The sequence below is a fragment of the Sinorhizobium prairiense genome, assembly GCF_029201645.2.
Taxonomy (GTDB): Bacteria; Pseudomonadota; Alphaproteobacteria; order Rhizobiales; family Rhizobiaceae; genus Sinorhizobium; species Sinorhizobium meliloti_A.
Genome location: NZ_CP104131.1, coordinates 2524108 through 2546714, shown reverse-complemented (window position 1 = coordinate 2546714; position 22607 = coordinate 2524108). Strand labels below are relative to the sequence as shown.

Here is a 22607-nt window from a genome sequence, read left to right as displayed (position 1 = left end):
ACCATCTTACCACACGACTACCATTGATCGCCCCTGAAACCAAACGGTACTGTTTCTCGTGGCAAGAAATAGCGGCGCTGGTCGACGACATCATGCGCCCGGGTCAGCCGGTCGCCTCCGTAGTCATCCCCGGCTATCAGGACACACTTGCGGATCGCACGCGCAACCCGGGTATTGCAGCGCTCGAAAACGCGCGCGCGGCAGGGCCGTCGTCCGGCGCCTACACGCAGCGGCGTTCGGCCAATACCGAAGCCGTCGAGCGCGCCAATATCCAGACGCCGGAAACGCTGCAGACCCGGACCTACGAGTGGATGCGCGGCCAGGTCAGCGGCACCTATCTCGCGACGGCGATCGCCGCCGTCGTGGCGCGGGCGAAGAACTGGGGCATGGCAAAACCGTCGTTTCGGCGAGGGTGCGCGAGATCGGGTGCGACGTCCACTTTTCCTTGAGTGCCCCAAATAGCGCCCAAACTGCTGTATGTTGGTGAGTTGGGCGTTTTGTAGGAAGGCCGGAAGTACTTAATTTCTTTAGGAGATTAATGGTGCTGCTAGAGAGATTTGAACTCTCGGCCTCTCCCTTACCAAGGGAGTGCTCTACCCCTGAGCTATAGCAGCATCCGGCGGCGCTTCGTGACAAGCCGCATCAGGCGAGGGGCCTATTGCCATAGCTTGAGGGAGAGCGCAAGCCGCATTTCGAAGTTTTTGGGCGGGCCGCGCCGGGAAGGTGGCGGGCTCACACGGTCCGGGGCGCTCAAGCTCTTCCGTTGCGGCCTGTTGCGGCACGGACCGGCTCGGAAGCAGCTTCGCGGTTTTCCCCGATTTCGCTCTCACCCGGCCGGCTTGCCGCTTCCGAAGCTCCTGGTTTTGCGGTAATGGATGGCCATGCAGAGCGACGACAACAATAAGCATGTGCCGGGGCGGGCAAAGGGCGCAGGGCATTCGAGCGAGGCCGAGGCGAGGCGGCTGCGTCTGGCGAAGAACCTTCGCGACAATCTCCAGCGGCGCAAGCAGCAGATGCGTGCGCGCCGGGCGGGTGCTGCGGACGAGACATCCGGACTGCCTGCCGCAAAAACGGACGAATCGGAAGATTAGGTCCTGCAACCGGCGGCAGGCGGGGCCGTCCGGGTCTTCGCTTCCCTGCACCCCCGCATTTCAAGGCACTTCTAATTTCACCGCATCTCCACTAAAGAGACGCCCTTCAACAATGCCGGATCGGCATCGATTTTCCAGAAAGGCGGGCAGCGCCCGTTCGAGAGGTCTCATGGATCGCATCAGGATTGTAGGCGGAAACGAACTCCACGGGGTGATCCCCATCTCCGGCGCGAAGAACGCCGCCTTGCCGCTGATGATCGCGTCGCTCCTGACTGACGACACGCTGACGCTCGAAAACGTCCCGCATCTGGCCGATGTCGAGCAATTGATCCGTATCCTGGGCAATCATGGTGCCGACATTTCCGTCAATGGCCGGCGCGAGCGCCAGGGCGAGAGCTATGCCCGCACGGTTCATTTCACCAGCCGCAACATCGTTTCGACGACGGCGCCTTATGAACTCGTCTCGAAGATGCGCGCGAGCTTCTGGGTCATCGGGCCGCTGCTCGCCCGCGAAGGCAAGGCGCGGGTGTCTCTGCCGGGCGGCTGCGCCATCGGAACGCGTCCGGTCGATCTCTTCATCGAGGGGCTGGCAGCACTTGGTGCCAATATCGAGATCGATGGCGGCTACGTCAACGCCACCGCACCGGCAGGCGGGCTCATCGGTGCGCGCTACGTGTTCCCGAAAGTTTCCGTCGGCGCGACGCATGTGCTGATGATGGCGGCAACGCTGGCCAACGGCACGACCGTGCTCGGCAATGCCGCACGCGAGCCCGAAGTCGTCGACCTTGCCAAATGCCTGAACGCCATGGGCGCGAAGATCAGCGGGCAGGGGACGAGCACCGTCACCATCGAGGGCGTGCGCTCGCTCTCGGGAGCCCGTCATCGCGTGCTGCCCGATCGCATCGAGACGGGAACCTATGCCATGGCCGTCGCCATGGCGGGCGGCGACGTCATTCTCGAGGACACCGAGGCGAGCCTCCTGGACACGGCGCTCGAGGCGATCCGTCGCGCCGGCGCCGAGATCAGCGAGACGAACAACGGCATCCGCATCGTCCGCAACGGCGCCGGCATCAAGCCGGTCGACATCGTTACCGATCCGTTTCCCGGCTTCCCCACCGACCTCCAGGCGCAGTTCATGGGACTGATGACCCGGTCGAGCGGCATTTCCCACATTACCGAGACGATCTTCGAAAACCGTTTCATGCATGTGCAGGAGCTGGCGCGGCTCGGCGCCAAGATCTCGCTCTCCGGCCAGACGGCCAAGGTCGAGGGCGTGTCGCGGCTGAAGGGCGCACCGGTCATGGCGACGGACCTCAGGGCCTCCGTTTCGCTCGTCATCGCGGGCCTGGCGGCCGAGGGCGAGACCATGGTCTCGCGCGTTTACCATCTCGACCGCGGCTTCGAGCGCCTCGAAGAGAAGCTCACGCGCTGCGGCGCCCATGTCGAGCGCGTCAGCGACTGATCCGGCTCGGCGCGTCCGATCAGGTGCGCAAAGCCGCTGTGGCGCTTTCGGTCACTTCCCGCGCTCGAGCCGTTGCGGTTTCGGGCGCAACGTCCTATGTCCTTGGCGATCACCCGCTAAAATGCGGGGCATGAAAACGGACGGGATGAATCGCATGGATGCTTTGAAACTGCTGGCACTCGACGAGGAAGACCTTGGCGTCGTCTCCGCCCATGTGCAGGACGCAGTCTTCAAGGTAGCGGGCATCGCCTACGACGCCCGGCGCCGGCAGTTCACCCTGGTGGTCAACCGCTTCGCCTGGGAAAAGGCGGAGGGCAAGCGCCGCGGCTTCGAGCGGCGCCGTGCCGTCCTTCTGTTCAAATGCGTCAGTGCCGTGCGGTCGCTCGGCTTCGATCGCACCGACATGGAAGCGGTGCTCGACCTTCTCGCCCTGCGCTTCGACGTCAAGGGGGAGGGGCCGGAAGGCACGATCGAACTCGTGCTCGCGGGCGAGGCGTCGATCGCGCTCGATGTGGAGTGCATCGAGGTGCAGCTTGCCGATACCGGCGGCGCCTGGGAGACGGCGTTCAAGCCGCGCCACCCCGAGGGCGCCTGAGGACGCCGGTTTGAGAACTCCCGCTTGAGCGTCCCCGCCGGCAACCACCAAAAGGATCATCGCATTGGCAATCAGGCTGAACTATCTCGATACGAGCTTCGAGCGCGATTTCGCCGCGTTCCTGACGACGAAACGGGAAGTTTCCGAAGACGTCAACGCCGTCGTGCGCACCATCATCGACGATGTCCGCGCCCGCGGAGATGCGGCGCTCGCCGATTATTCCACGCGTTTTGACGGGATCGACTTCACGGTCACGGGCATGGCGGTGACGTCGGCGGAAATAGATGCGGCGATCCACGCGGTTGCTCCGGAAGTGCTCGGTGCTTTGAAAGTCGCGGCGACCCGCATCGAGGCGCATCACCGGCGGCAATTGCCGAAGGACGACATTTACGAAGACCAGATGGGCGTCGGCCTCGGCTCGCGCTGGACGCCGATCGACGCAGTCGGTCTCTATGTGCCCGGCGGCACGGCGAGTTATCCGAGCTCGGTTCTGATGAACGCTCTGCCGGCCAAGGTCGCAGGCGTGCCGCGCATCGTCATGGTCGTGCCGGCCAGCGGCGGGGCGATCAATCCGGCGGTGCTCGCAGCCGCCCGCCTTGCCGGTGTGGAGGAGATCTACCGCATTGGCGGCGCGCAGGCCGTGGCCGCGCTCGCCTACGGCACCGAGACGATCGAACCGGTTGCGAAGATCGTCGGCCCTGGGAATGCCTATGTTGCGGCCGCCAAGCGGCAGGTTTTCGGCACGGTCGGCATCGACATGATCGCCGGGCCGTCGGAAGTGCTGGTGATCGCGGACCGCGACAACGATCCGGATTGGATCGCCGCGGACCTGCTCGCCCAGGCCGAGCACGACGCCGGCGCGCAGGCGATCCTGATCACCGACGATGCGGCCTTCGGCGATGCGGTCGAAAAGGCGGTGGAGCGTCAGTTGAAGACGCTGCCGCGCGCCGACACGGCGGCAGCCAGCTGGCGCGATTTCGGCGCCGTGATCCTGGTTCCGGATTTCGACAAGGCCGTGCCGCTCGCCAACCGCATCGCCCCGGAACATCTCGAACTGGCGACGGCCGATCCGGACTCGATGGTTCCCGCGATCCGCAATGCCGGTGCGATCTTCATCGGCAGGCACACGCCCGAAGTCATCGGCGACTATGTGGGCGGTTCCAACCACGTACTGCCGACGGCGCGTTCGGCGCGGTTCTCCTCGGGCCTCGGCGTGCTCGACTATGTGAAGCGAACCTCGATCCTGCGGCTCGGCCCGGATCAGTTACGCATTCTCGGGCCCGCCGCGATCGCGCTGGCAAGATCGGAAGGCCTCGAGGCCCATGCCCGATCGGTTGCCATCCGCCTCAACCTCGGGGAAGAGGGATGAAGGCCGATCGCAACCTGCGGCTCTGCGATGTCGTGCTGGACGAGACGATCGGCCGCTCGACGCCGGATGTGGAGCATGAGCGCGCGGTTGCGATTTTCGACCTGCTCGAAGATAACCTGTTCGAACCCGTCGGGCATTCCGGCGGCCCCTATCGGCTCAATCTGTCGCTGGTCGACGCGAAGCTGGTCTTCCGGATTTCGACGGATGGCGGTACCGAGGTCGCCACCCACATCCTCTCGCTCACGCCCTTTCGCCGTATCGTGAAGGACTACTTCATGATCTGCGAAAGCTATTACCAGGCGATCCGGTCGGCGACGCCGAGCCAGATCGAGGCGATCGACATGGGGCGGCGCGGCATCCACAACGAGGGTTCTCAGACCCTGATGGACCGGCTCTCGGGCAAGATCAGGCTGGATTTCGATACGGCGCGCCGGCTCTTCACGCTCGTCTGCGTGCTCTACTGGCGCGGCTGACGGGGAGGCGGAGATGATCGCGACCGCCACGCCGCAATCGAAAGCGCCCCGCTCGGTTCTTTTCATGTGCGGCATGAACGCCATCCGTTCGCCGATGGCCGAGGCGCTCGCCCGCGTGGCGCTTCCGAAGGGGACCTACGTCGCCTCCGCCGGCGTCCGGCAGGGCGAGCGGGATCCCTTCGTAGACGTGGTTCTCGAAGAGGTCGGGCTGACGATCGGCCGGCATCAGCCGCGCACGCTCGAAGAGCTCGAAGACGATTACTTCGACCTCATCGTGACGCTGGCGCCCGAAGCCCACCACATGGCCCTTGAATTGACCCGATCCATGGCCGTGGATGTGGTATACTGGCCGACACCCGACCCGACTGTTGCGACCGGCACACGGGAGCAGATCGTGGCCGCCTACCGGGCGGTGCGCGATCATCTCGCGACGCTGATCGCAAGCCGTCTCGCCGTGGAAAGCCCCCAGAAAGGCAGTCCTCCGGAGGCATGATTCCGATCCTCGCGCCGCGATTCGATGCGTGATGATCGGGTACCCGAAAAAGCCTGATCAAAGCGGTTCACAAAGCCGCGGCGATTGTGTAGTTTCCGGCAACTTTTCGAGGATGCCTGTTGCATCCGCTATTGAGCACGAGAAAGAACAGTCCTGCATGGCGAAAGAAGAAGTCCTAGAATTTCCGGGCGTGGTCACCGAATTGCTTCCCAACGCGACTTTTCGCGTGAAGCTTGAAAACGAGCACGAGATCATCGCCCACACGGCGGGCCGCATGCGCAAGAACCGTATCCGCGTTCTGGCCGGCGACAAGGTCCTCGTCGAGATGACGCCCTATGACCTGACGAAGGGCCGCATCACCTACCGCTTCAAGTAGGCCCCGGCCGAATGCACGTCGCCCAAAAGTGCTGAGCGATTTTGGGCAGCGATATGCACGAGCATGGCACAAACTCCGGGAATAACGGCTCGCATCGATGGCAGTGACCAAGAAACTGATACTGGCGTCCGGATCGCCGCGTCGTGTCGAGCTCCTGGCGCAGGCGGGAATCGAGCCCGCGCGCCTCATGCCTATGGACCTGGACGAAACGCCGAAGCGTTCGGAACACCCCGCTCGCTTGCGCGGCGGCTCTCGGCTGAAAAGGCGAAGGCGGCGCTTTCCGCGATTACCGGCGACCCGGCCTGGGACGGCAGCTACATTCTCGCAGCCGACACCGTCGTTTGCGTCGGCCGCCGTATCCTGCCGAAGCCGGAACTGGTGAGCGAGGCGTCGAGCGCATTGCATCTTCTGTCGGGCCGCAGCCACCGCGTCTATACGGGCATCTGCCTCGTCACGCCCGACCGCACGCTTCGCCAGAAGGTGATCGATACCAAGGTGCGCTTCAAACGCCTTTCCACGCTCGACATCGAGAGCTATCTCGCTTCCGGCCAGTGGCGCGGCAAGGCCGGGGGATATGGTATCCAGGGAATTGCCGGAGGTTTCGTCGTGAAGCTGGTCGGCTCCTACACCAATGTGGTAGGCTTGCCGCTCTATGAGACCGTCAATCTACTCGTCGGCGAAGGGTACGACGTGCACGATCGTTGGCTGGAAGGCTGAGAGGATGCGCGGCGAAGGCAAGAAAAACGGGTCGAACGTAGAACCCCTGCGCGCAACGCGTCCCTGCGCGGAGTGTGGACGTCCGTCCGTGCGCGAGCATTATCCCTTCTGCTCCGAGCGGTGCCGTAACGTCGATCTCAATCGCTGGCTGTCCGGTTCCTATGCGATCCCGGTCGCTGACGACGAGTCGAAGGCCGACGACGGCGACGAACGGTAATTCTTCGCTCCAACCGAACATCGGTAATTTCGAAGCGGCCCCGGGGAATTCGCGGACGCCGGCGATCTCTCTGAATTCCTTCGACTTTCTCCACCTTTACGCAGCCAGCTAAATTACTTCGAAAAAGAGTCATTTGGTGCTGGACACGGCCGAACAAGATGTTATAACCCCGCTCGCTTCCGGGGCGAACGACACGCCCCAGCGGTTTCCCGAAGGAGACTGCCGCCGTCAAGGCAGGATGCCCGGATAGCTCAGTTGGTAGAGCAGCGGATTGAAAATCCGCGTGTCGGTGGTTCAAATCCGCCTCCGGGCACCATTTTACTCTTAAAATCATTGTTTAAAAGCTCTTTGAGCCTTCTTGCGCCGTCGGTAGCGGGACGGACAGCGCGGAGATTCTGGCAGCGCTCTTTGCGCCGGCGGAAGAGCTGGCTCACATGAACGCCCGCCGAGTGCGCGATCTCCGAAACGCTTGCGCCTGACTCAAGCGTCGCCGCGACCAGCCGCTCCTCCTCCCGAGACCAGCGCCGACGCCGCTCGACCGACATAATCACCTCAATCTGATGCTTCGTCACAGGGACTAATCCGAGTGTTACGTGAAGCTATTCAGCAGCCTCGGCTGCCGTATTTCCGCGCACATTGCGGCTTGATATCAATCATAAATGTAGTTACATTAATTCATGAGAATTGTATGGGACGAGCCCAAACGGCAAGCCAACCTTGAAAAGCATGGTTTCGATTTTGCCGATGTAAGCGACATCGATTGGGCGAGTGCCATCATTGAGGACAGCAGGACAGATGCTTCGGGCGGAAAGCGCTTGAAGGCTATCGGTTATTTTCGTGATGGGACAGCAGCGGTCATTTTCGCGACACTCGGAACGGAAGCTATATCGATCATCAGTTTTCGTCCTGCTAGCGACAGAGAAAGAAGGAGGCTTCCATGGCCACCAAGACCCAAAAGCTGAAAACGTTTGAGCCAGGTCACGGTTACACGAAAGAAGACTGGGACGCTGTCGATTTTCCCGAGTTGACCGACGAAGAGCTTGCCAACATGCGCCCGGCAAAAGAGGTGCTACCGCCTGAGTTTTTCAGAGCTATCGAAGAGCGTCGCAGATCGCGTGGGCGCCCACCGCTGGAGCATCCGAAAAAGCAAATCACCCTCCGGTTGGACGAAGATGTGATTGCTAAGTTTCGAGCAAGCGGCAAAGGCTGGCAGGGCCGGATGAATGAGGCGTTACGAAAAGCTGCAGGCATATAGCCGGCGCGAAAATTCACGCTTTTCCAGCACATGCGCATAGAGGCGGCCTATAAACCGCCAGCTTCGCGGATCTTTCGGCCAGTTGAAAATCCGCGTGTCGCCAGGTGTCCGGCTTCCATCGAGATATTGGCCTTTACCGGGCGACGACTCGACGATGGCGGGAACGACAACGAAGGCCGCTCCATCCGCGAGCTGTTCGGCGACCTCGGATACTGACGCAGTTCGTCAATGTCTCGCGGCTCCGGGACCTCGCCGTCATCGTTCCGCGGCCGCATCAGCGCGCAATACCTCATCACAGTCTGGCCCATCGCAGTCGCGCCGGGTGCAGCAGGAAGGCGACACCGTAAGCCCCATCGTGTTCGTCGCCGCCGATATTGTGCCAGCATCACCTCCAAGCGGGGCCACGGCACTCCATCCGCGGCCTTAACTCGAGCTGCTTATTTTCGCTGCCGAACGATGTATCTTTAGCAGTATCCCATTGAATCCTCTGCCGTGGACGCCGCGTCGGGGCTGGCGGGATCGCGAATTTTCGACCACAAATACGAAGACATGCCGAGGCACGCGGCAGCGCGAGGGGGTTGGAATGAAATTCCGCGTCTCCGACGGGGCACGATTTTTTCTGCTCGGACAGCGCAAGACGATTTTCGTCGAAGCGTCGCAGCAGATTTTTGAGGTTGACGACCTTACCGCGTATCTCACCTGCCTTCTCGCCGAACCCATGTCGCAGCGCCGGCTGGAGGCCGATCTCGTGGCACGCGGCGCCGGCCGGGCCGAAGCGCGAAAATCGGTGCGGGATTATCTCCTTTATATGTCCCGCGAGGGTCTGCTGGAGATTGCCTTCGACGCCGAGGACGGGGCGCCGATACACACGCATGTGCTGGACATGCATGGAGCCGCCGTCTCGATAGCATATCACGATAGGGGCCTCCTCGATCTCATCCTGCCCGTATTCGATCATCAGGCGTCAGAGGGCCTGAAGCCTTCGGTCTCCTATGCGGTGGCGAAGTTCGGCAACCGCGTGTGCGTCAGCCGCAACCGTTCCCCCGGCATGATCGTCGCGGCCAACGAAGCGGTGCCGGCGCTGAAAGCGTTGCTGACGGAGGATGTGCTTGCAAGCCTCGGCACGACGGTCGCGCTTCATGCCGCGCTCCTGGTGAAGAGCGGGAAGGGGCTTCTGATTTGCGGCGCGCCGGGCGCGGGCAAGTCGACGCTCGCGCTCGCGCTCCTCGAAGCAGGCTTTGCCTGCGGCGGCGACGATATCGCGCTGATGAGGCCGGACGGCCTGCTGCGGGGCGTTCCCTTCGCCCCTGCTCTGAAGCGCGGCTCATGGGGTCTCCTCGAAGGCCTGCGCGGCACGATCGAAGCGGCGCCGGTTCATCGCCGCCTCGACAATCGATATGTCCGCTACCTGGCGTCGATCCCCTTTGCGTCTGACGATGCAGTGCCGCTTGGCACCATCGTGCTGCTGCGCCGGCGCAAAGGCCGGACGGAGCTTGCCGCGGTCGAACCGGCGCGGGTTCTGTCGGAGCTCTTCTCGGCGCCTTTACGCCGACACGGCGCCTCGACCTGTCGCAGTTCGACGCCCTGCTGAACGCCATTCGCGGCGCCAGTGCCGTCGAGCTTTCCTATATGCGGCTGGACGAGGCCGTAGAGATGCTGAGCAGGCACCATGACGGGACGTAGCTATCGAAACCTTCTCGCGCTCACATCCTGCCTCAACGGCAAGCCTCCGGCTGACGTGGACTGGGAGCACGTCATCGCGCTTGCGAATGATAGCCTGACGATATCCTCGCTCGCTCTCGCGGCGAGGAAATATGCGGTGGACGTGCCCGAGGATGTCCATCGCTACCTCTCTCTGATTTACGACAGGAACGCGGAGCGCAACAGGAGACTGTTGGCGCAACTGACCGAGGCGGTTCAATGCCTCGACCGCATCGGCGTGGAGCCGGTCCTCATGAAGGGTGCGGCAATCCTGGTTGCACAGAAGCCGGACGAGATCGGGGCGCGGATGCTGACCGACCTCGATATTCTCGTCCGCCCCGCCGACATGGCTTCATCGATTGGAGCACTGCAGGACATCGGTTACGAGATCCGCCTTGCCGCCGGCAGCGGCTCATGGCCGGGAAACCCCAAATTCCATCTGCCCGCAGTCCTGGAGCGGCCGACGGATGCAGGGAGCATCGATCTTCAATGCCGGCCTAAAGGGCCGGCCTCCTTCAGCGACATCGAATGGCTGTATGGGCACAGCCGCAGGATCGTTCTCGATGGCGGAGACGTTCGCATTCCGTCGCCCTTTGCCCAGATCGTCTTCCTGATCTTGCATGATCAGTTCCAGGATGGCGACTACTGGCGCGGCCTGATCGATCTACGACACCTTCTCGATCTGTCGAAGCTCGCAGCTTCGGACAGCGTCGACTGGGCGCAGCTGATGTCGCTTTTCGCCAGAGGGTACGAAAGACATGCGGTCGAGACGCAGATTCTGACAGCCGACATGCTGTTCGGGATGGGTGTGGCGTCCGCTTTGTCCGCCGGGAAGCTGCCGCGGCTTCAATTGCAACGCAGACGCGTCCAGCTTGGAAGGGATTATCTCTTCGTCCCCTTCACCGTTTTCACGCTCCTGACCGAGATCGCCCACTACCCGTCCTGGGACCGGTACGGCGGTGAGTCATACCCGTCGCGGCGCCAGGAGGCCAAGCGGAAACTCCGCGAGCTCCGACGCATCTTTCGGTCGAGACCGTCCGGAAAGATCTAGAGTGGATATTGATGGCTGAAGGGTGCCGATTTCCTGTAACGGTCTTGAGTGTACACCAGAATAAATCTTTGTAGCTATATATGGCTAATTATAATTGATTATATAGTATTCTATATTGCGGGAAGCACCCAAATGTAACACTATTGTCCAGCAAAATTTTACTGTAAATTCGGCGAAATAGTCAACGAACAGGGGGAGGCGTCCATGAGTTCCGAAATGCCAAACGGACTGCCGTCGCGCAGCGACGAAGACCGACGTGAATTTCTGAAGAATTGTGGGCGCTTCGCGGTGGTGACGCCACCCGCCGTCACCATGCTGCTTTCGACCAGCCTTACATCGAATGCAATTGCCAAGTCGGGTGGCGGCGGCGGTGGCGGCCCGAAGGGCAACAATGGCTACGGCAACGGACCGGACGGAACAAATCCCGGTAGCTCGCATGGCGGCGGCGTGTCGCAGGGCGGCCCGGGAGCCGGGCAGTCGCAGGGCGGTTCGAAGTCAGGCGGGGTCTTGCGTTAATCGCTCGCCAATGCGGGTCGTGGGCCGGAGCAAGCCGGATCACGCCAATGAAGGTGATTTGTTAACCAATTTCTTACAAAATTCTTGACGCCGATGATCACGGGCCGGCTGGCCCGTCGATCCGGCGCAGGTGCGGCATTCGTCTTCCTGAGGAGCTGGGTAGGATGTACGAAATGACGGAACACATGATGAAGGTGCTGATGAGCATCATCGCCGCACTGTCGCTCGGGTCCCTGGTGTTCCTGATGGCGATCGTCTAGATCGCGATGACTGTGCGGCTCTCCTAGGGATAAAGATAGAGCTGGTCCCAGTTCTCCCGCGGCACACGTTCTCCGATCTTGTATTCGAAGGACAGCACCTCAAGGTGCTCGGAATCCGTTTTGCACCTGAATGCCAGTTTGTACCAGTCGCCCTTGCTTCGGAATACCGCGCCCGTCGCCTTCATCCTGTCGCCTTTCATGACGGGATCGGCGAAGGTATAGGCGATGACCTTGTCCGGTTTGAACCGGTTCTTGTCGGCGCCGATCCGCTCCATCGCTTCCGTGTCGCAACGCTGCTCCAGCCGCGTCTGGGGATCGAGCTTCTCGAATTGCCGGACGAGGGACCGGTCCATCGCTTGCGTTGGGCATGCCGCCAATGTGGCGAGGGCGAGGGCGCATGCGCGTGATTTCATTCTCCGTACCGCTCCAGATCTACAACGCGGTGGCATTCCGACTCATCGGCCTGCTTCGCGGGGTGGGGGAGTTGTCAGCATTCAGTTAAACTATGTGGCCATTCCAAGGCCGCTGCCCAAGACCACTGCCCAAGACCACTGCGTGCCGCGGCATGTAGACGCTACACCGCCGAGACGTCGATCCATTTTGCACCGGTCAGCTCGGCCATCCGCTCCGGGCTGATATGGACGGCGGCGTTGGTCGCACCAGCTGCGGGCACGACCACGTCGAAAGCCTTGAGAGACTCGTCACAATAGACGCTGTGGGGCTTGGCGAGCCCGAAAGGGCAGACCCCGCCGACCGGATGGCCCGTTTCCGTCTCGACCTCGTCGAAGCCGAGCATGCGCGCCTTGGTTCCAAACCGCGCCTTGTATTTCTTGTTGTCGAGGCGCGCATCGCCGCGCGTGACGATCAGGATGATTTCGTCGCCCACCCGGAGCGCGAGCGTCTTGGCTATCTGCGCCGGTTCGACGCCATGGCCTTCTGCCGCGAGCGCCACGGTGGCGGTGCTCTGCTCCAGCTCGATGACGTCGATGTCCGGTGCGTTCCGGGAAAAGAACTGTTTGACGGAAGCGAGGCTCATTTCGGCAATCTGTAGTTTGGATCAAATTAGCGTCGGCGCCGCACAGGGCTAAAAACCGCCGTTCAGGCGCGGGACATTTCAGTCGTCGTTCGAAGCATCGAGATCTTCGGGACGCATCCCTTCCTGCTGCGACGGCAGGTAGCCGTTGCTTGCGAACCAGGTTTCGAGGATGGTGGAGATCGCCTGTTCGCGCGTCAGGGTGCCGGGGTGGTCCGCGATGTAGGACTTGAGTGCGTCCTCGATCTTTTCCGCGTAGAGTTCGGTCATTTTCGCCTCCGCTCGTTGGCTTGCGATCGCCGGTCCGCGTTTGGCGCGGACCGTATGGGGGTAACGCGGATCAGGCTTGTTTGACGACGCGAATCAGCACCAAAAGGATCACGGCCCCGATCGTCGAGTGAATAATGGCAGAAAAGATGCCGGTGCCGATGCTGATCCCGATGGCCGGGAAGAGAAGGCCGGCGATGAAGGCGCCGACGATGCCGATCACGATATTCCCGAGCAGACCGAAGCCGCCTCCGCTGACGATCAAACCGGCAAGCCAGCCTGCAACCGCGCCGACGATCAGGAATACCAGAATGCTTTCAATGCCCATGAATCACCCTCTCATTGTATCTGAGGAGAGGATAAACCATGTTTTCGAATGCGATAGAAGTCGCGCGTCGTATTTTTGACGGCGGGGAATGCCTTCTTCGCCGCCGCCGCGACTTTCTCCCGTTCTGGCAGGGAGAAGTTGCTGCGGCCGGTTCAGACGATGCCGCCGCCGCCGCCGGCGACTGCAGGACGCTCGGCTGCCACCCTGGCGCGGTAGCCGCTTGCCCGGTAGGCGGAAACCGGCGCAATGGCGCCGCCATTTTCCAGACGGGCCATGGCGAGGATGGGCTCGACGTCGGTCCGGAAGGCAGTCTTCAGTGTTTCTGATGCCATCAGCGCATCGTTCTCCTCCTGATAGCCTGCAAGTGCGTTACGGTCGACGATCAGCGCCTGGGCATAGGCACGGCCGACCTCCATGGCGCTCGTCATCAGGCTTTCGATCGGATCCGTCACGTTATGGCTCTGGTCGAGCATATGGGCCGGATCGAAACCGTGCGCGGCGCGTGTCTCCGCATCGACGAGCTCGTTGAAAACGAGGAACAGGCGGTAGGGGTCGATCGATCCGGTGTCGAGATCGTCGTCGCCGTATTTCGAATCGTTGAAATGGAAGCCCCCGAGCTTCTTGAACTGGATCAGCCGGGCGACGATCATCTCGATGTTGACGTTCGGTGCGTGGTGCCCGAGGTCGACGAGGCAGAAGGCTTTGGGCCCGAGTTCCTGTGCGATCAGGTAGTTCGTGCCCCAATCCTGCACGACGGTCGAATAGAAGGCCGGTTCGAACATCTTGTGCTCGGTGAAGATGCGCCAATCATCCGGAAGCGCCGCGTAAACCGCCTTCATCGAGTCGAGATAGCGTTCGAACGCCCGGGTGAAATTGCTCTGGCCGGGGAAGTTGGAGCCGTCGCCGATCCAGACGGTCAGTGCCTTGGAGCCGAGCGCCTTGCCGATCTCGACGCATTCGAGATTATGCTCGATCGCCTGGCGTCGGGTCGCGGGATCGGTGTGGGAGAGGGAGCCGAACTTGTAGGAATGCGCCTGAGCGGGCGCGTCCGAGAAGGTGTTCGAGTTCATCGCGTCGAAGCTCAAGCCGAGCGCCGTGCCCTTCTCCTTCAGGGCCCCAAGATCGGAGACCTTGTCCCAGGGGATATGGAGCGACACGGCCGGCGTCGCCCGCGTCAATTGCTGGATGACGGCGCAGTCTTCAAGCTTGTCGAAGATATTGCGCGGCTCGCCGGCGCCCGGGAAGCGGGCAAAGCGCGTGCCGCCGGTGCCGACGCCCCAGGAGGGGACGGCAACGCCGTAGGCCGCGACCTTGGCCTTTACCGCATCGATATCGATGCCGCGGCGGGCGAGCCGCTCGCCCAGGCTTTCGTAGTCGCGCGTGAGACCGTCCCGGCGGCTTGCATTCTCTAAATCGAGGACGGATGTGCTGATCATCAGGGTCATCGGTGCCTCCCGGTCAGCGGGTGAAGGACTGGGCATTGCCCGCGTCGACATTGACGATATTGCCGGTGGATTTCGCCGACATGTCGGAAGCCAGGAAGTAGATCGCCTCGGCGATATCTTCCGGGAAGACGCTGAGCTTCAGCATCGAGCGTTCGCGATAATGCGCCTCCAGCTCGTCGACGTCCATCTTGTAGGCAGCTGCGCGCTGCTCCTTCCATTCGCCCGTCCAGATCTTGGAGCCGCGCAGAACCGCGTCGGGATTGACCACGTTCACGCGGATCTGCGCCGACGCTCCCTCGAGCGCCAGGCAGCGGGCGAGATGGATCTCGGCCGCCTTGGCCGTGCAATAGGCCGACGCCCCGGGCGATGCCGCAAGCCCGTTCTTGGAGGCGACGAAAACGACATTGCCGCCGGCCTTCTGGTTGCGGAAGATGCGGAAAGCCTCGCGCGAGACCAGGAAGTAGCCGGTCGCGAGAATGTCCATGTTCTTGTTCCAGAGCGCCAGCGTCGTGTCCTCCACCGCCGCCGAAGTGGCGAGGCCGGCATTGGAAACGAGAATATCGAGGCCGCCGAAGGCGAGGAGCGCGTCGCCGAAGCCCGATTCGACGGCCGCCTCGCTCGTGACGTTCATGTTGACGGAGCGGACGAAGTCCTTGCCGTAGCGGGTGGAAAGCTCGGTCTGAGCCGCTTCGAGCGCCGTCTCGTCGATATCGGCAAGTACCACGCAGGCGCCCTCCTGCATCAGCCGGTTGGCCGTCGCCTTGCCGATGCCGCCGGCGCCGCCGGTGACGAGCGCGATGCGCCCGGCCAGGCTCTTCGGCTTCGGCATGCGCTGCAGCTTGGCTTCTTCGAGCAGCCAGTATTCGATATCGAAAGCTTCCTGCTCCGGCAGCCCGACATAGGTCGACACGCCGGACGCGCCGCGCATCACATTGATCGCATTGACGTAAAACTCGGCCGAGATGCGCGCCGTCGCCTTGTCCTTGGCGAAGGTGATCATGCCGACGCCGGGCACCAGATAGACGACCGCGTTCGGATCGCGCATGGCCGGGCTGTCGGCGCGCTTGCAGCGCTCGTAATAGGCGGCGTAGTCGGCGCGATAGGTGGCGATCGCCTCGGGCAGGCCCGCAAGGGTTCTTCCGACATCCGGCTGCGTCGGGTCGAAATCGACGACCAGCGGTCGGATCTTGGTGCGAAGAAAGTGATCGGGGCAGCTCGTGCCGAGCGCCGCCAGCGGCTCGAGACTGGTCGAGGTCACGAAATCGAGCACCGCCTGACTGTCGTCGAAATGACCGACCTTGCTTTCCCCGCGCTGATGAGACCGCGGATCACCGGCATCAGCTTCTTGGCGATCGCGGCGCGATCGGCGGCGGCGAGCACCGGTTTGGACCGACCGCCGAAGGCGGGACCCGTGTTCTCGGTCTCGAACCAGGCGATGGCGCGGTTGATGATCTCGATCGTGGTCTCGTAGGCCTCCTTCGCCGTGTCGCCCCAGGTGAAGAGGCCGTGGCTTTCGAGTACGACGCCGCGCGCATCCGGGTTTTCCTGGCAGAACTTTTCAAGCCAGAGCCCGAGCTCGTAGCCGGGCCGTTTCCACGGCAGCCAGCCGATCTCGTCGCCGAAGATCCTGCTCGTCAGTTCCCTGCTGTTCTTCGAGGCGGCGATGGCGATGATCGCATCCGGATGCATGTGATCGACATGCGGCTTCGGAACATAGGCGTGTAGCGGCGTGTCGATCGAGGCGGCGCGGGGGTTGAGGTTGAAAGTGCAATGCGGCAGGTAGCCGACCATCTCGTCTTCGAATTCGACGCCGCGATAAATGCCCTTCAGCGCGCGGAGCTTGTCCATATAGAGGGTGGAGAAGCCGTCCATCTTGATCGTGCCGACGTCGCCGCCGGAGCCCTTGACCCAGAGGACCTCGACCATTTCGCCGGTCAGCGGGTCTTTTTCCATGACCTTGGCGGAGGTATTGCCGCCGCCGTAATTGGTGATCCGCTTGTCCGATCCGAGGAGGTTCGAGCGGTAGAGGAGCTTTTCCGGCTCGGTCATTCCTGCCGCCTTGCCCTCGTCCCAAAGATTGGCAAGGCGCGCGCCCTGGTGCTTGTCGAGCATGTCGAACTCCTCCCGCTGATCTGGCTGCCGCAACTTGGAACCGCGGCCCTATGATTGGCACCAGATCACACGGTGATTACGCCGATGTCAATCAAAAACGATCAAAAACTTTCATGATGCGCCGCACAATGAAAAAACATGATTGGTTGTGATTGACAATGCTCGGAAGGGATGGAAGCATGCGGAGCATCGGAGGAGCGCATGCACGAGAAAGAGAGACACAGGATCATCCTGTCGGCGGTGCAGGAAAAGCCGGTCGCAACCGTGCCTGAACTGGTCGATCTCACCGGCAGTTCGGAGGCGACGATCCGCCGCGACATCGCGGCACTGCATGTGCAAAAGCGGCTGCGCCGTGTCAGGGGCGGAGCCGAAGCGATCAACCCTCCGCAGTTCGTAGGCCTTGCCGGCCGCCCCTTCCGGGTGAACGAAGGCCTGCATGCGCGGGAGAAGCAGGCGATCGCCCGGGAAGCGGTGGCGCTCTGTCAGGACGGCGAACCGATCATCATCAACGGCGGCACCACGACCTTTCAGATGGTGCATTTCCTCGCCAATCGCCGGATGCAGGTCTTCACCAATTCCTTCCCGATCGCCGAGCACCTGCTCAAGCATTCCAAGAACACCGTCATGCTGTCGGGCGGGACGATCTATCGCGAGCAGAACATCATATTGAGCCCCTTCGAGAACGACGTGACGCGCAACTTCTATGCGCGGCGCATGTTCATGGGGGCGCAGGGGCTGGGGCCTCTCGGGCTGATGGAGGCCGATCCGCTGCTGATCCAGGCTGAGCAGAAGCTGATCGACCAGGCCGACGACCTCGTCGTGCTCGTCGATTCCTCGAAATTTCACAGGCGATCGAGTCTCATTCTGTGCGGTCTCAAGCGCATCGCCACCGTCATTACCGATTCGGGTATCGAGGACAGACATGCCTCGATGCTTGAAAATGCCGGCGTCAGCCTGATCGTCGCCGCTCAGAGCGCCAAGGCCGACGCCGAAAAGGCTTCGACACCCGCATGAAGCATGGGGAGAGGAGCTGATGTCCCGAGCTTCCGGGTGAAGATCGGGAAACGATTGTTCGGGCAGGAAGACGCAGCCACTCCGGATGCGGGCCCATGGGAGGAGAGAAAAACGATGAAAGTCCTGAAATCATTGATGGTGACGGCCGCCGTCGCCGTGGCGCTGATGGCAAATGCCGCTCATGCGGAGAACAAGAAGATCGCCCTTGTCGTCAAGGCGTTGGGCATCGGCTTCTTCGAAGCGGCCAACAAGGGCGCTCAGGAAGCGGCCAAGGAACTCGGCGACGTCGAGATCATCTATACCGGCCCGACCTCGACGACGGCCGAAGGCCAGATCGAAGTGATCAACTCGCTGATCGCCCAGAAAGTCGATGCGATCGCGGTTTCTGCCAACGACACGGACGCGCTCGTCCCCGCGCTGAAGAAGGCGATGGATCGCGGCATCAAAGTCATCTCCTGGGATTCGGGTGTGGCCAAGGAAGGCCGTCAGATGCATCTCAACCCGTCCTCGAGCCCGCTGATCGGCAACATGATCATCAAGCTCGCCGCCGACAATCTGCCCGAAGGCGGCGACGTCGCAGTGCTCTCGGCCTCCGCAACGGCGACCAATCAGAATACGTGGATCGCCGAAATGAAGAAGGTCCAGGGCAACTACAAGGGCATCAATGTGGTCGCCACCGTCTATGGCGACGACCTGGCCGACAAGTCCTATCGCGAGACGCAAGGGCTCATCCAGTCCCATCCGAACCTGAAGGCCATCATAGCGCCGACCTCCGTCGGCATCGTCGCCGCGGCGCAGGCCGTGACCGACGCCGGCAAGATCGGCCAGATCAACGTCACCGGTCTGGGCCTTCCCTCCGAAATGGCCGGACACGTGAAGTCCGGCGCCTCGAAGTCCTTCGCCATCTGGAATCCGATCGACCTCGGCTATTCGGCAACGATGATCGCCTACGACCTCATCAACGGTGCCGAAGCCAAGCCCGGCGCGGAACTCAAGATGGGCCGCATGGGCACGGTCAAGCTCGACGAGAACAACGAAGGCGCCATGGCCGACCCGTTCGTCTATGATGCCTCGAACGTCGAGGAATTCGCGAAGATCTTCTGAGCGTCACGAGGAGGCGGCGTCCGCCCCTCATTCTGCCTGCCGGCCACCTTCTCCCCGTTCTGACGGGGAGAAGCGACGTGCGGCAATCTTCTCCTATCCCTCTCCCCGCGAGCGGAAAGAGGGATAGGGATAGAGGGCAGCCTCATGCGATCAAGGACTTGGCCGCCATCCAATTGAAACGACCGAACTGGTGGATCCACTCTTGTTGCAGGACACAACCACATCGCGGATGAAGCCCGCCATTGCGCTTGAGGGCATATCGAAGTCCTTTCCGGGCGTGCGCGCTCTTTCCGATGTCTCGCTCGCCCTCTATCCCGGTTCGGTGACGGCGCTCGTCGGCGAGAACGGCGCCGGCAAGTCGACGCTGGTCAAGATACTGACCGGCATCTATCAGCCCGATGCGGGCAACATCCGGCTCGGCGACACGGAGACCATCTTTCCGACCGCCCTTGCTGCGTCCCGCGCCGGGGTCACGGCAATTCATCAGGAGACGGTGCTCTTCGACGAGCTCTCCGTCGCGGAAAACATCTTTCTCGGCCACGCTCCGCGCAACCGGTTCGGCCTCATCGACTGGAAGAAGCTCAACGCCGACGCTCAGGCCCTGTTGCGCCGCGCGGGTGCCGATTTCGACCCGACCATCCGCCTGCGCGATCTCGGCATCGCCAAGAAGCATCTGGTCGCGATCGCCCGGGCGCTCTCGGTCGATGCGCGCGTCGTCATCATGGACGAGCCGACGGCCGCTCTGTCGCACAAGGAAATTCACGAGCTCTACGAACTGATCGAGCGGCTCAAGGCAGACGGCAAGGCCATCCTGTTCATCAGCCACAAATTCGATGAGATATTCCGCATCGCCGACCGCTACACCGTCTTTCGCGACGGAGCGATGATCGGCGAAGGGCTGATCGCCGACGTCAGCCAGGATGATCTCGTCCGCATGATGGTCGGCCGCGCCGTCGGCTCCGTCTATCCGAAGAAGGAGGTGACGATCGGTCAGCCGGTGCTTACCGTTTCCGGTTATCGCCACCCGACCGAATTCGAGGACATCAACTTCGAACTCAGGCGCGGCGAGATCCTCGGTTTCTATGGCCTTGTCGGCGCCGGGCGTTCGGAATTCATGCAGTCGCTGATCGGCATCACCCGCCCGTCCGCCGGTGCCGTGAAACTCGATGGCGAGGTGCTGGTCATCCGCAGCCCGGCGGAGGCGATCCGCGCCGGCATCGTCTATGTGCCGGAAGAGCGCGGACGGCAGGGGGCGATCATCGGCATGCCGATCTTCCAGAACGTCACGCTGCCCTCGCTTTCACAGACCTCGCGCTCGGGCTTCCTGCGGCTTGCCGAGGAATTCGCGCTGGCGCGCGAATACACCTCCCGCCTCGATCTGCGGGCCGCCGCGCTGGATCAGGACGTCGGCACGCTTTCTGGCGGCAACCAGCAGAAGGTGGTCATCGCCAAGTGGCTCGCCACCCGGCCGAAGGTCATCGTCCTCGACGAGCCGACCAAGGGCATCGACATCGGCTCCAAGGCCGCCGTTCATGCCTTCATGAGCGAGCTTGCGGCGCAAGGCTTGAGCGTCATCATGGTGTCCTCGGAAATTCCCGAGATCATGGGGATGTCGGACCGCGTCATCGTCATGCGCGAGGGGCGCGTCGTCGGAAGATACGAGCGGTCGGAACTGACCGCCGAGAAGCTAGTGCGCGCCGCAGCCGGCATAGAAACGCAAGTCGATGGGAGGGCCGCATGATGGCCAGGCTTCTCAAGAACCGAGAAATCCTGCTCGTCGTCGCGATTGCCGTACTGCTTGCCCTGATCGCCTTGCGCTTTCCGGCTTTCGTGGCTCCTTCCAATCTTGCGCGCGTCTATGGCGACACCTCTATCCTCGTCATTCTGGCGCTGGGGCAGATGGCCGTCATTCTCACGCGCTGCATCGATTTGTCGATGGCGGCCAACCTCGCGCTCTGCGGCATGGTCGCGGCCATGTTGAACAACGCCTTTCCCGACCTGCCGATACCGCTCATCCTTGTTGCCGTCATGGTGCTGGGCGGCTTCCTCGGGGCGATCAACGGCACGTTGGTCTGGAAGCTCGATATTCCCCCGATCGTGGTCACGCTCGGAACGCTGACGATCTATCGCGGCCTGATCTTCGTGCTGACGAACGGCAAGTGGATCAATGCCCATGAGATGAGCGACGCCTTCAAGGCGCTGCCGCGGCTGGATTTGGCCGGCATGCCGGTGCTTTCCTGGCTCTCGCTCGTCATGGTCGCGCTGATGTTCCTGGTCATGGGTCGCACGCCGCTCGGACGCGCCTTCTATGCCGTCGGCGGCAATCCGCACGCAGCCGTCTATACGGGCATCGATGTCGGGCGCACGCGTTTCTTCGCCTATTGCCTCTCGGGCGCGCTTGCGGGCCTGTCGGGCTACCTCTGGGTATCGCGCTATGCGGTCGCCTATGTGGACATCGCCGCCGGCTTCGAGCTCGACATCATCGCGGCCTGTGTCATCGGCGGCATTTCGATCGCCGGCGGCATCGGCTCTGTGGCGGGCGCCGTCCTCGGAGCGCTCTTCCTCGGCGTGATCAAGAACGCCCTGCCGGTCATCAATATCTCGCCCTTCGCACAGTTGGCGATATCCGGAACGGTCATCATCATCGCGGTTGCCGTCAACGCCCGCGCCGAGCGGCGCAAGGGCAGGGTCATTCTCAAGAAAGCGGAGGCGGTCTGATGGCGGATGCGCAAATTTCTTCCCGCCACATTCCCGATCGGCTGCAAGGAGGCGGCGCTCGCCTTCTGAAAAGCTGGGAAGCGCTGCTCTTCGTGGTCGCCGCCGTGATCTTCCTCGGCAATTCGCTGGCGTCGCCCTACTTCCTCGATCCGTGGAACCTCTCCGACGCCACGTTCAACTTCACCGAAAAGGCGATGATCGCCTTCGCCATGGCGCTGGTGATCATCTCCGGCGAGATCGACCTCTCGGTCGCTTCCATAATCGCCCTTGCCTCGACAGCCATGGGCTATGCGGTGCAACTCGGGTTCGGCACACCCGCGCTCGTCGCGACCGGCCTTGGCGTCGGTCTCCTCTGCGGTCTCGTCAACGGGCTCCTGATCACAGGCCTGGGTCTGCCGTCGATCGTGGTGACGATCGGCACCATGAGCCTGTTTCGCGGCCTGTCCTTCATCGTGCTCGGAGACCAGGCCTTTACCGGCTATCCCGAGAGCTTCGCCTGGTTCGGCCAAGGTTATGTCTGGTGGGTTTTCTCCTTCGAGTTCACGCTCTTCGTCGTACTCGCCGTCATTTACGCAGTCCTGCTGCACAGGACGAATTTCGGCCGTGCCGTCTATGCCATCGGCAACAACCAGACGGCGGCACTCTTTTCCGGCGTGCGAGTCGGGCGGGTCAAGTTCACGCTCTTCCTGCTGACCGGCCTTATGGCCGGGCTCGCCTCCGTCTGCCTCACCTCGCGGCTCGGCTCCACACGGCCCTCGATCGCGCTGGGCTGGGAGCTCGAGGTCGTGACCATGGTGGTGCTCGGCGGCGTCAACATTCTTGGCGGCTCCGGCACGATACCCGGGGTCGTGCTGGCGGCGCTGATCATGGGCATGGTCACTTTCGGCTTCGGCCTCCTGAACGTGCCCGGCATCGTCATGTCGATCTTCATCGGCCTGCTCCTGATTTCGGTGATCGCGCTGCCGATTCTCTGGCAGCGCGCCCGCCGCCGTTCCGTTCGTTGAGATGCA

The 22607-nt window shown here is 62.3% G+C and carries 23 protein-coding genes, 2 tRNA genes and 4 pseudogenes; 21 read left to right on the top strand and 8 right to left on the bottom strand.

Annotated elements, in window-relative coordinates:
• Positions 1-23: 23 nt before the first annotated feature.
• A complete protein-coding gene (locus N0Q91_RS15000; RefSeq protein WP_275596796.1) occupies positions 24-449 on the top strand; it encodes a hypothetical protein in 426 nt (141 codons plus the stop codon).
• A 90-nt stretch (positions 450-539) separates the two neighbouring features.
• On the opposite strand, the gene N0Q91_RS14995 is transcribed toward N0Q91_RS15000, so the two are convergent.
• Positions 540-614, bottom strand: a tRNA-Thr gene (locus N0Q91_RS14995).
• 261 nt (positions 615-875) lie between these two features.
• Between N0Q91_RS14995 and N0Q91_RS14990 the strand changes: the two genes are divergently transcribed.
• From N0Q91_RS14990 to N0Q91_RS14945, 10 genes and pseudogenes are all read left to right on the top strand, one after another.
• Positions 876-1091: a hypothetical protein gene (locus tag N0Q91_RS14990; RefSeq protein WP_018094174.1), complete on the top strand. Its 216-nt coding sequence runs from the start codon at positions 876-878 to the stop codon at positions 1089-1091.
• A 169-nt stretch (positions 1092-1260) separates the two neighbouring features.
• Positions 1261-2553: a UDP-N-acetylglucosamine 1-carboxyvinyltransferase gene (gene murA / locus N0Q91_RS14985; protein WP_275596795.1), complete on the top strand. Its 1293-nt coding sequence runs from the start codon at positions 1261-1263 to the stop codon at positions 2551-2553.
• 154 nt (positions 2554-2707) lie between these two features.
• Positions 2708-3148, top strand: a complete 441-nt coding sequence (locus tag N0Q91_RS14980) for a DUF2948 family protein (protein WP_018094176.1) — start codon at positions 2708-2710, stop codon at positions 3146-3148.
• A gap of 64 nt (positions 3149-3212) precedes the next feature.
• Entirely contained in the window at positions 3213-4517 is a 1305-nt protein-coding gene (gene hisD, locus N0Q91_RS14975; protein WP_275596794.1) for a histidinol dehydrogenase, read from the top strand.
• On the top strand, positions 4514-4990 hold the full coding sequence (locus N0Q91_RS14970) for a UPF0262 family protein (protein ID WP_018094178.1): 477 nt from the start codon (positions 4514-4516) through the stop codon (positions 4988-4990). The genes hisD and N0Q91_RS14970 overlap by 4 nt, the downstream gene beginning before the upstream one ends.
• A 13-nt stretch (positions 4991-5003) precedes the next feature.
• A complete protein-coding gene (locus tag N0Q91_RS14965) occupies positions 5004-5483 on the top strand; it encodes an arsenate-mycothiol transferase ArsC (RefSeq protein ID WP_275596793.1) in 480 nt (159 codons plus the stop codon).
• Positions 5484-5640: 157 nt separating this feature from the next.
• On the top strand, positions 5641-5859 hold the full coding sequence (gene infA / locus N0Q91_RS14960; protein WP_004435948.1) for a translation initiation factor IF-1: 219 nt from the start codon (positions 5641-5643) through the stop codon (positions 5857-5859).
• 97 nt (positions 5860-5956) lie between these two features.
• Positions 5957-6576, top strand: a pseudogene (locus N0Q91_RS14955) (Maf-like protein).
• A gap of 4 nt (positions 6577-6580) precedes the next feature.
• A complete protein-coding gene (yacG, locus tag N0Q91_RS14950) occupies positions 6581-6793 on the top strand; it encodes a DNA gyrase inhibitor YacG (RefSeq protein ID WP_018094182.1) in 213 nt (70 codons plus the stop codon).
• Between the two features lie 240 nt (positions 6794-7033).
• Positions 7034-7109, top strand: a tRNA-Phe gene (locus tag N0Q91_RS14945).
• A 64-nt stretch (positions 7110-7173) separates the two neighbouring features.
• Here the strand turns inward: N0Q91_RS14945 and N0Q91_RS14940 are convergent.
• A pseudogene (locus tag N0Q91_RS14940) lies at positions 7174-7338 on the bottom strand (transposase); the annotation flags it as partial.
• A 132-nt stretch (positions 7339-7470) separates the two neighbouring features.
• Here N0Q91_RS14940 and N0Q91_RS14935 point away from each other — a divergent pair.
• From N0Q91_RS14935 to N0Q91_RS14915, 5 genes and pseudogenes are all read left to right on the top strand, one after another.
• A complete protein-coding gene (locus tag N0Q91_RS14935) occupies positions 7471-7755 on the top strand; it encodes a BrnT family toxin (RefSeq protein ID WP_275596792.1) in 285 nt (94 codons plus the stop codon).
• Entirely contained in the window at positions 7731-8048 is a 318-nt protein-coding gene (locus tag N0Q91_RS14930) for a BrnA antitoxin family protein (protein ID WP_275596791.1), read from the top strand. The genes N0Q91_RS14935 and N0Q91_RS14930 overlap by 25 nt, the downstream gene beginning before the upstream one ends.
• Positions 8049-8631: 583 nt before the next feature.
• Positions 8632-9731 (top strand): annotated as a pseudogene (locus N0Q91_RS14925) (serine kinase).
• Complete coding sequence (locus tag N0Q91_RS14920; protein WP_275596790.1) at positions 9718-10800, top strand: nucleotidyltransferase family protein; 1083 nt, start codon at positions 9718-9720, stop codon at positions 10798-10800. The pseudogene N0Q91_RS14925 and the gene N0Q91_RS14920 overlap by 14 nt, the downstream one beginning before the upstream one ends.
• A gap of 204 nt (positions 10801-11004) precedes the next feature.
• The gene (locus tag N0Q91_RS14915) at positions 11005-11316 is read left to right on the top strand and encodes a hypothetical protein (RefSeq protein ID WP_100669626.1); all 312 of its coding nucleotides are present in this window, start codon (positions 11005-11007) and stop codon (positions 11314-11316) included.
• Positions 11317-11599: 283 nt separating this feature from the next.
• Here N0Q91_RS14915 and N0Q91_RS14910 read toward each other — a convergent pair whose 3' ends face one another.
• The 6 genes and pseudogenes from N0Q91_RS14910 to N0Q91_RS14885 all read right to left on the bottom strand — a co-directional run bounded on the left by N0Q91_RS14910 (position 11600) and on the right by N0Q91_RS14885 (position 16761).
• Complete coding sequence (locus N0Q91_RS14910; RefSeq protein WP_018094189.1) at positions 11600-11989, bottom strand: DUF930 domain-containing protein; 390 nt, start codon at positions 11987-11989, stop codon at positions 11600-11602.
• Between the two features lie 161 nt (positions 11990-12150).
• Positions 12151-12612, bottom strand: coding sequence for a YbaK/EbsC family protein (locus N0Q91_RS14905; protein WP_275596789.1), 462 nt, complete (start codon positions 12610-12612; stop codon positions 12151-12153).
• Positions 12613-12690: 78 nt separating this feature from the next.
• A complete protein-coding gene (locus N0Q91_RS14900) occupies positions 12691-12879 on the bottom strand; it encodes a hypothetical protein (protein WP_018094191.1) in 189 nt (62 codons plus the stop codon).
• Between the two features lie 70 nt (positions 12880-12949).
• Positions 12950-13204: a GlsB/YeaQ/YmgE family stress response membrane protein gene (locus tag N0Q91_RS14895; protein WP_004435988.1), complete on the bottom strand. Its 255-nt coding sequence runs from the start codon at positions 13202-13204 to the stop codon at positions 12950-12952.
• A 152-nt stretch (positions 13205-13356) separates the two neighbouring features.
• On the bottom strand, positions 13357-14649 hold the full coding sequence (gene rhaI / locus N0Q91_RS14890; protein WP_275596788.1) for an L-rhamnose catabolism isomerase: 1293 nt from the start codon (positions 14647-14649) through the stop codon (positions 13357-13359).
• Positions 14650-14662: 13 nt separating this feature from the next.
• Positions 14663-16761 (bottom strand): annotated as a pseudogene (locus N0Q91_RS14885) (bifunctional rhamnulose-1-phosphate aldolase/short-chain dehydrogenase).
• 201 nt (positions 16762-16962) lie between these two features.
• Here N0Q91_RS14885 and N0Q91_RS14880 point away from each other — a divergent pair.
• The 5 genes from N0Q91_RS14880 to N0Q91_RS14860 all read left to right on the top strand — a co-directional run bounded on the left by N0Q91_RS14880 (position 16963) and on the right by N0Q91_RS14860 (position 22601).
• A complete protein-coding gene (locus N0Q91_RS14880; RefSeq protein ID WP_018094194.1) occupies positions 16963-17775 on the top strand; it encodes a DeoR/GlpR family DNA-binding transcription regulator in 813 nt (270 codons plus the stop codon).
• 114 nt (positions 17776-17889) lie between these two features.
• A complete protein-coding gene (gene rhaS / locus N0Q91_RS14875) occupies positions 17890-18879 on the top strand; it encodes a rhamnose ABC transporter substrate-binding protein (RefSeq protein WP_275596787.1) in 990 nt (329 codons plus the stop codon).
• A gap of 229 nt (positions 18880-19108) precedes the next feature.
• Positions 19109-20620 (top strand): sugar ABC transporter ATP-binding protein, encoded by a 1512-nt coding sequence (locus tag N0Q91_RS14870; protein ID WP_275596786.1) that lies wholly within the window; start codon positions 19109-19111, stop codon positions 20618-20620.
• On the top strand, positions 20617-21597 hold the full coding sequence (locus N0Q91_RS14865) for an ABC transporter permease (RefSeq protein ID WP_100669621.1): 981 nt from the start codon (positions 20617-20619) through the stop codon (positions 21595-21597). The genes N0Q91_RS14870 and N0Q91_RS14865 overlap by 4 nt, the downstream gene beginning before the upstream one ends.
• The gene (locus N0Q91_RS14860) at positions 21597-22601 is read left to right on the top strand and encodes an ABC transporter permease (RefSeq protein WP_018094197.1); all 1005 of its coding nucleotides are present in this window, start codon (positions 21597-21599) and stop codon (positions 22599-22601) included. Before N0Q91_RS14865 ends, N0Q91_RS14860 begins: the two co-directional genes overlap by 1 nt.
• Positions 22602-22607 lie beyond the last annotated feature (6 nt).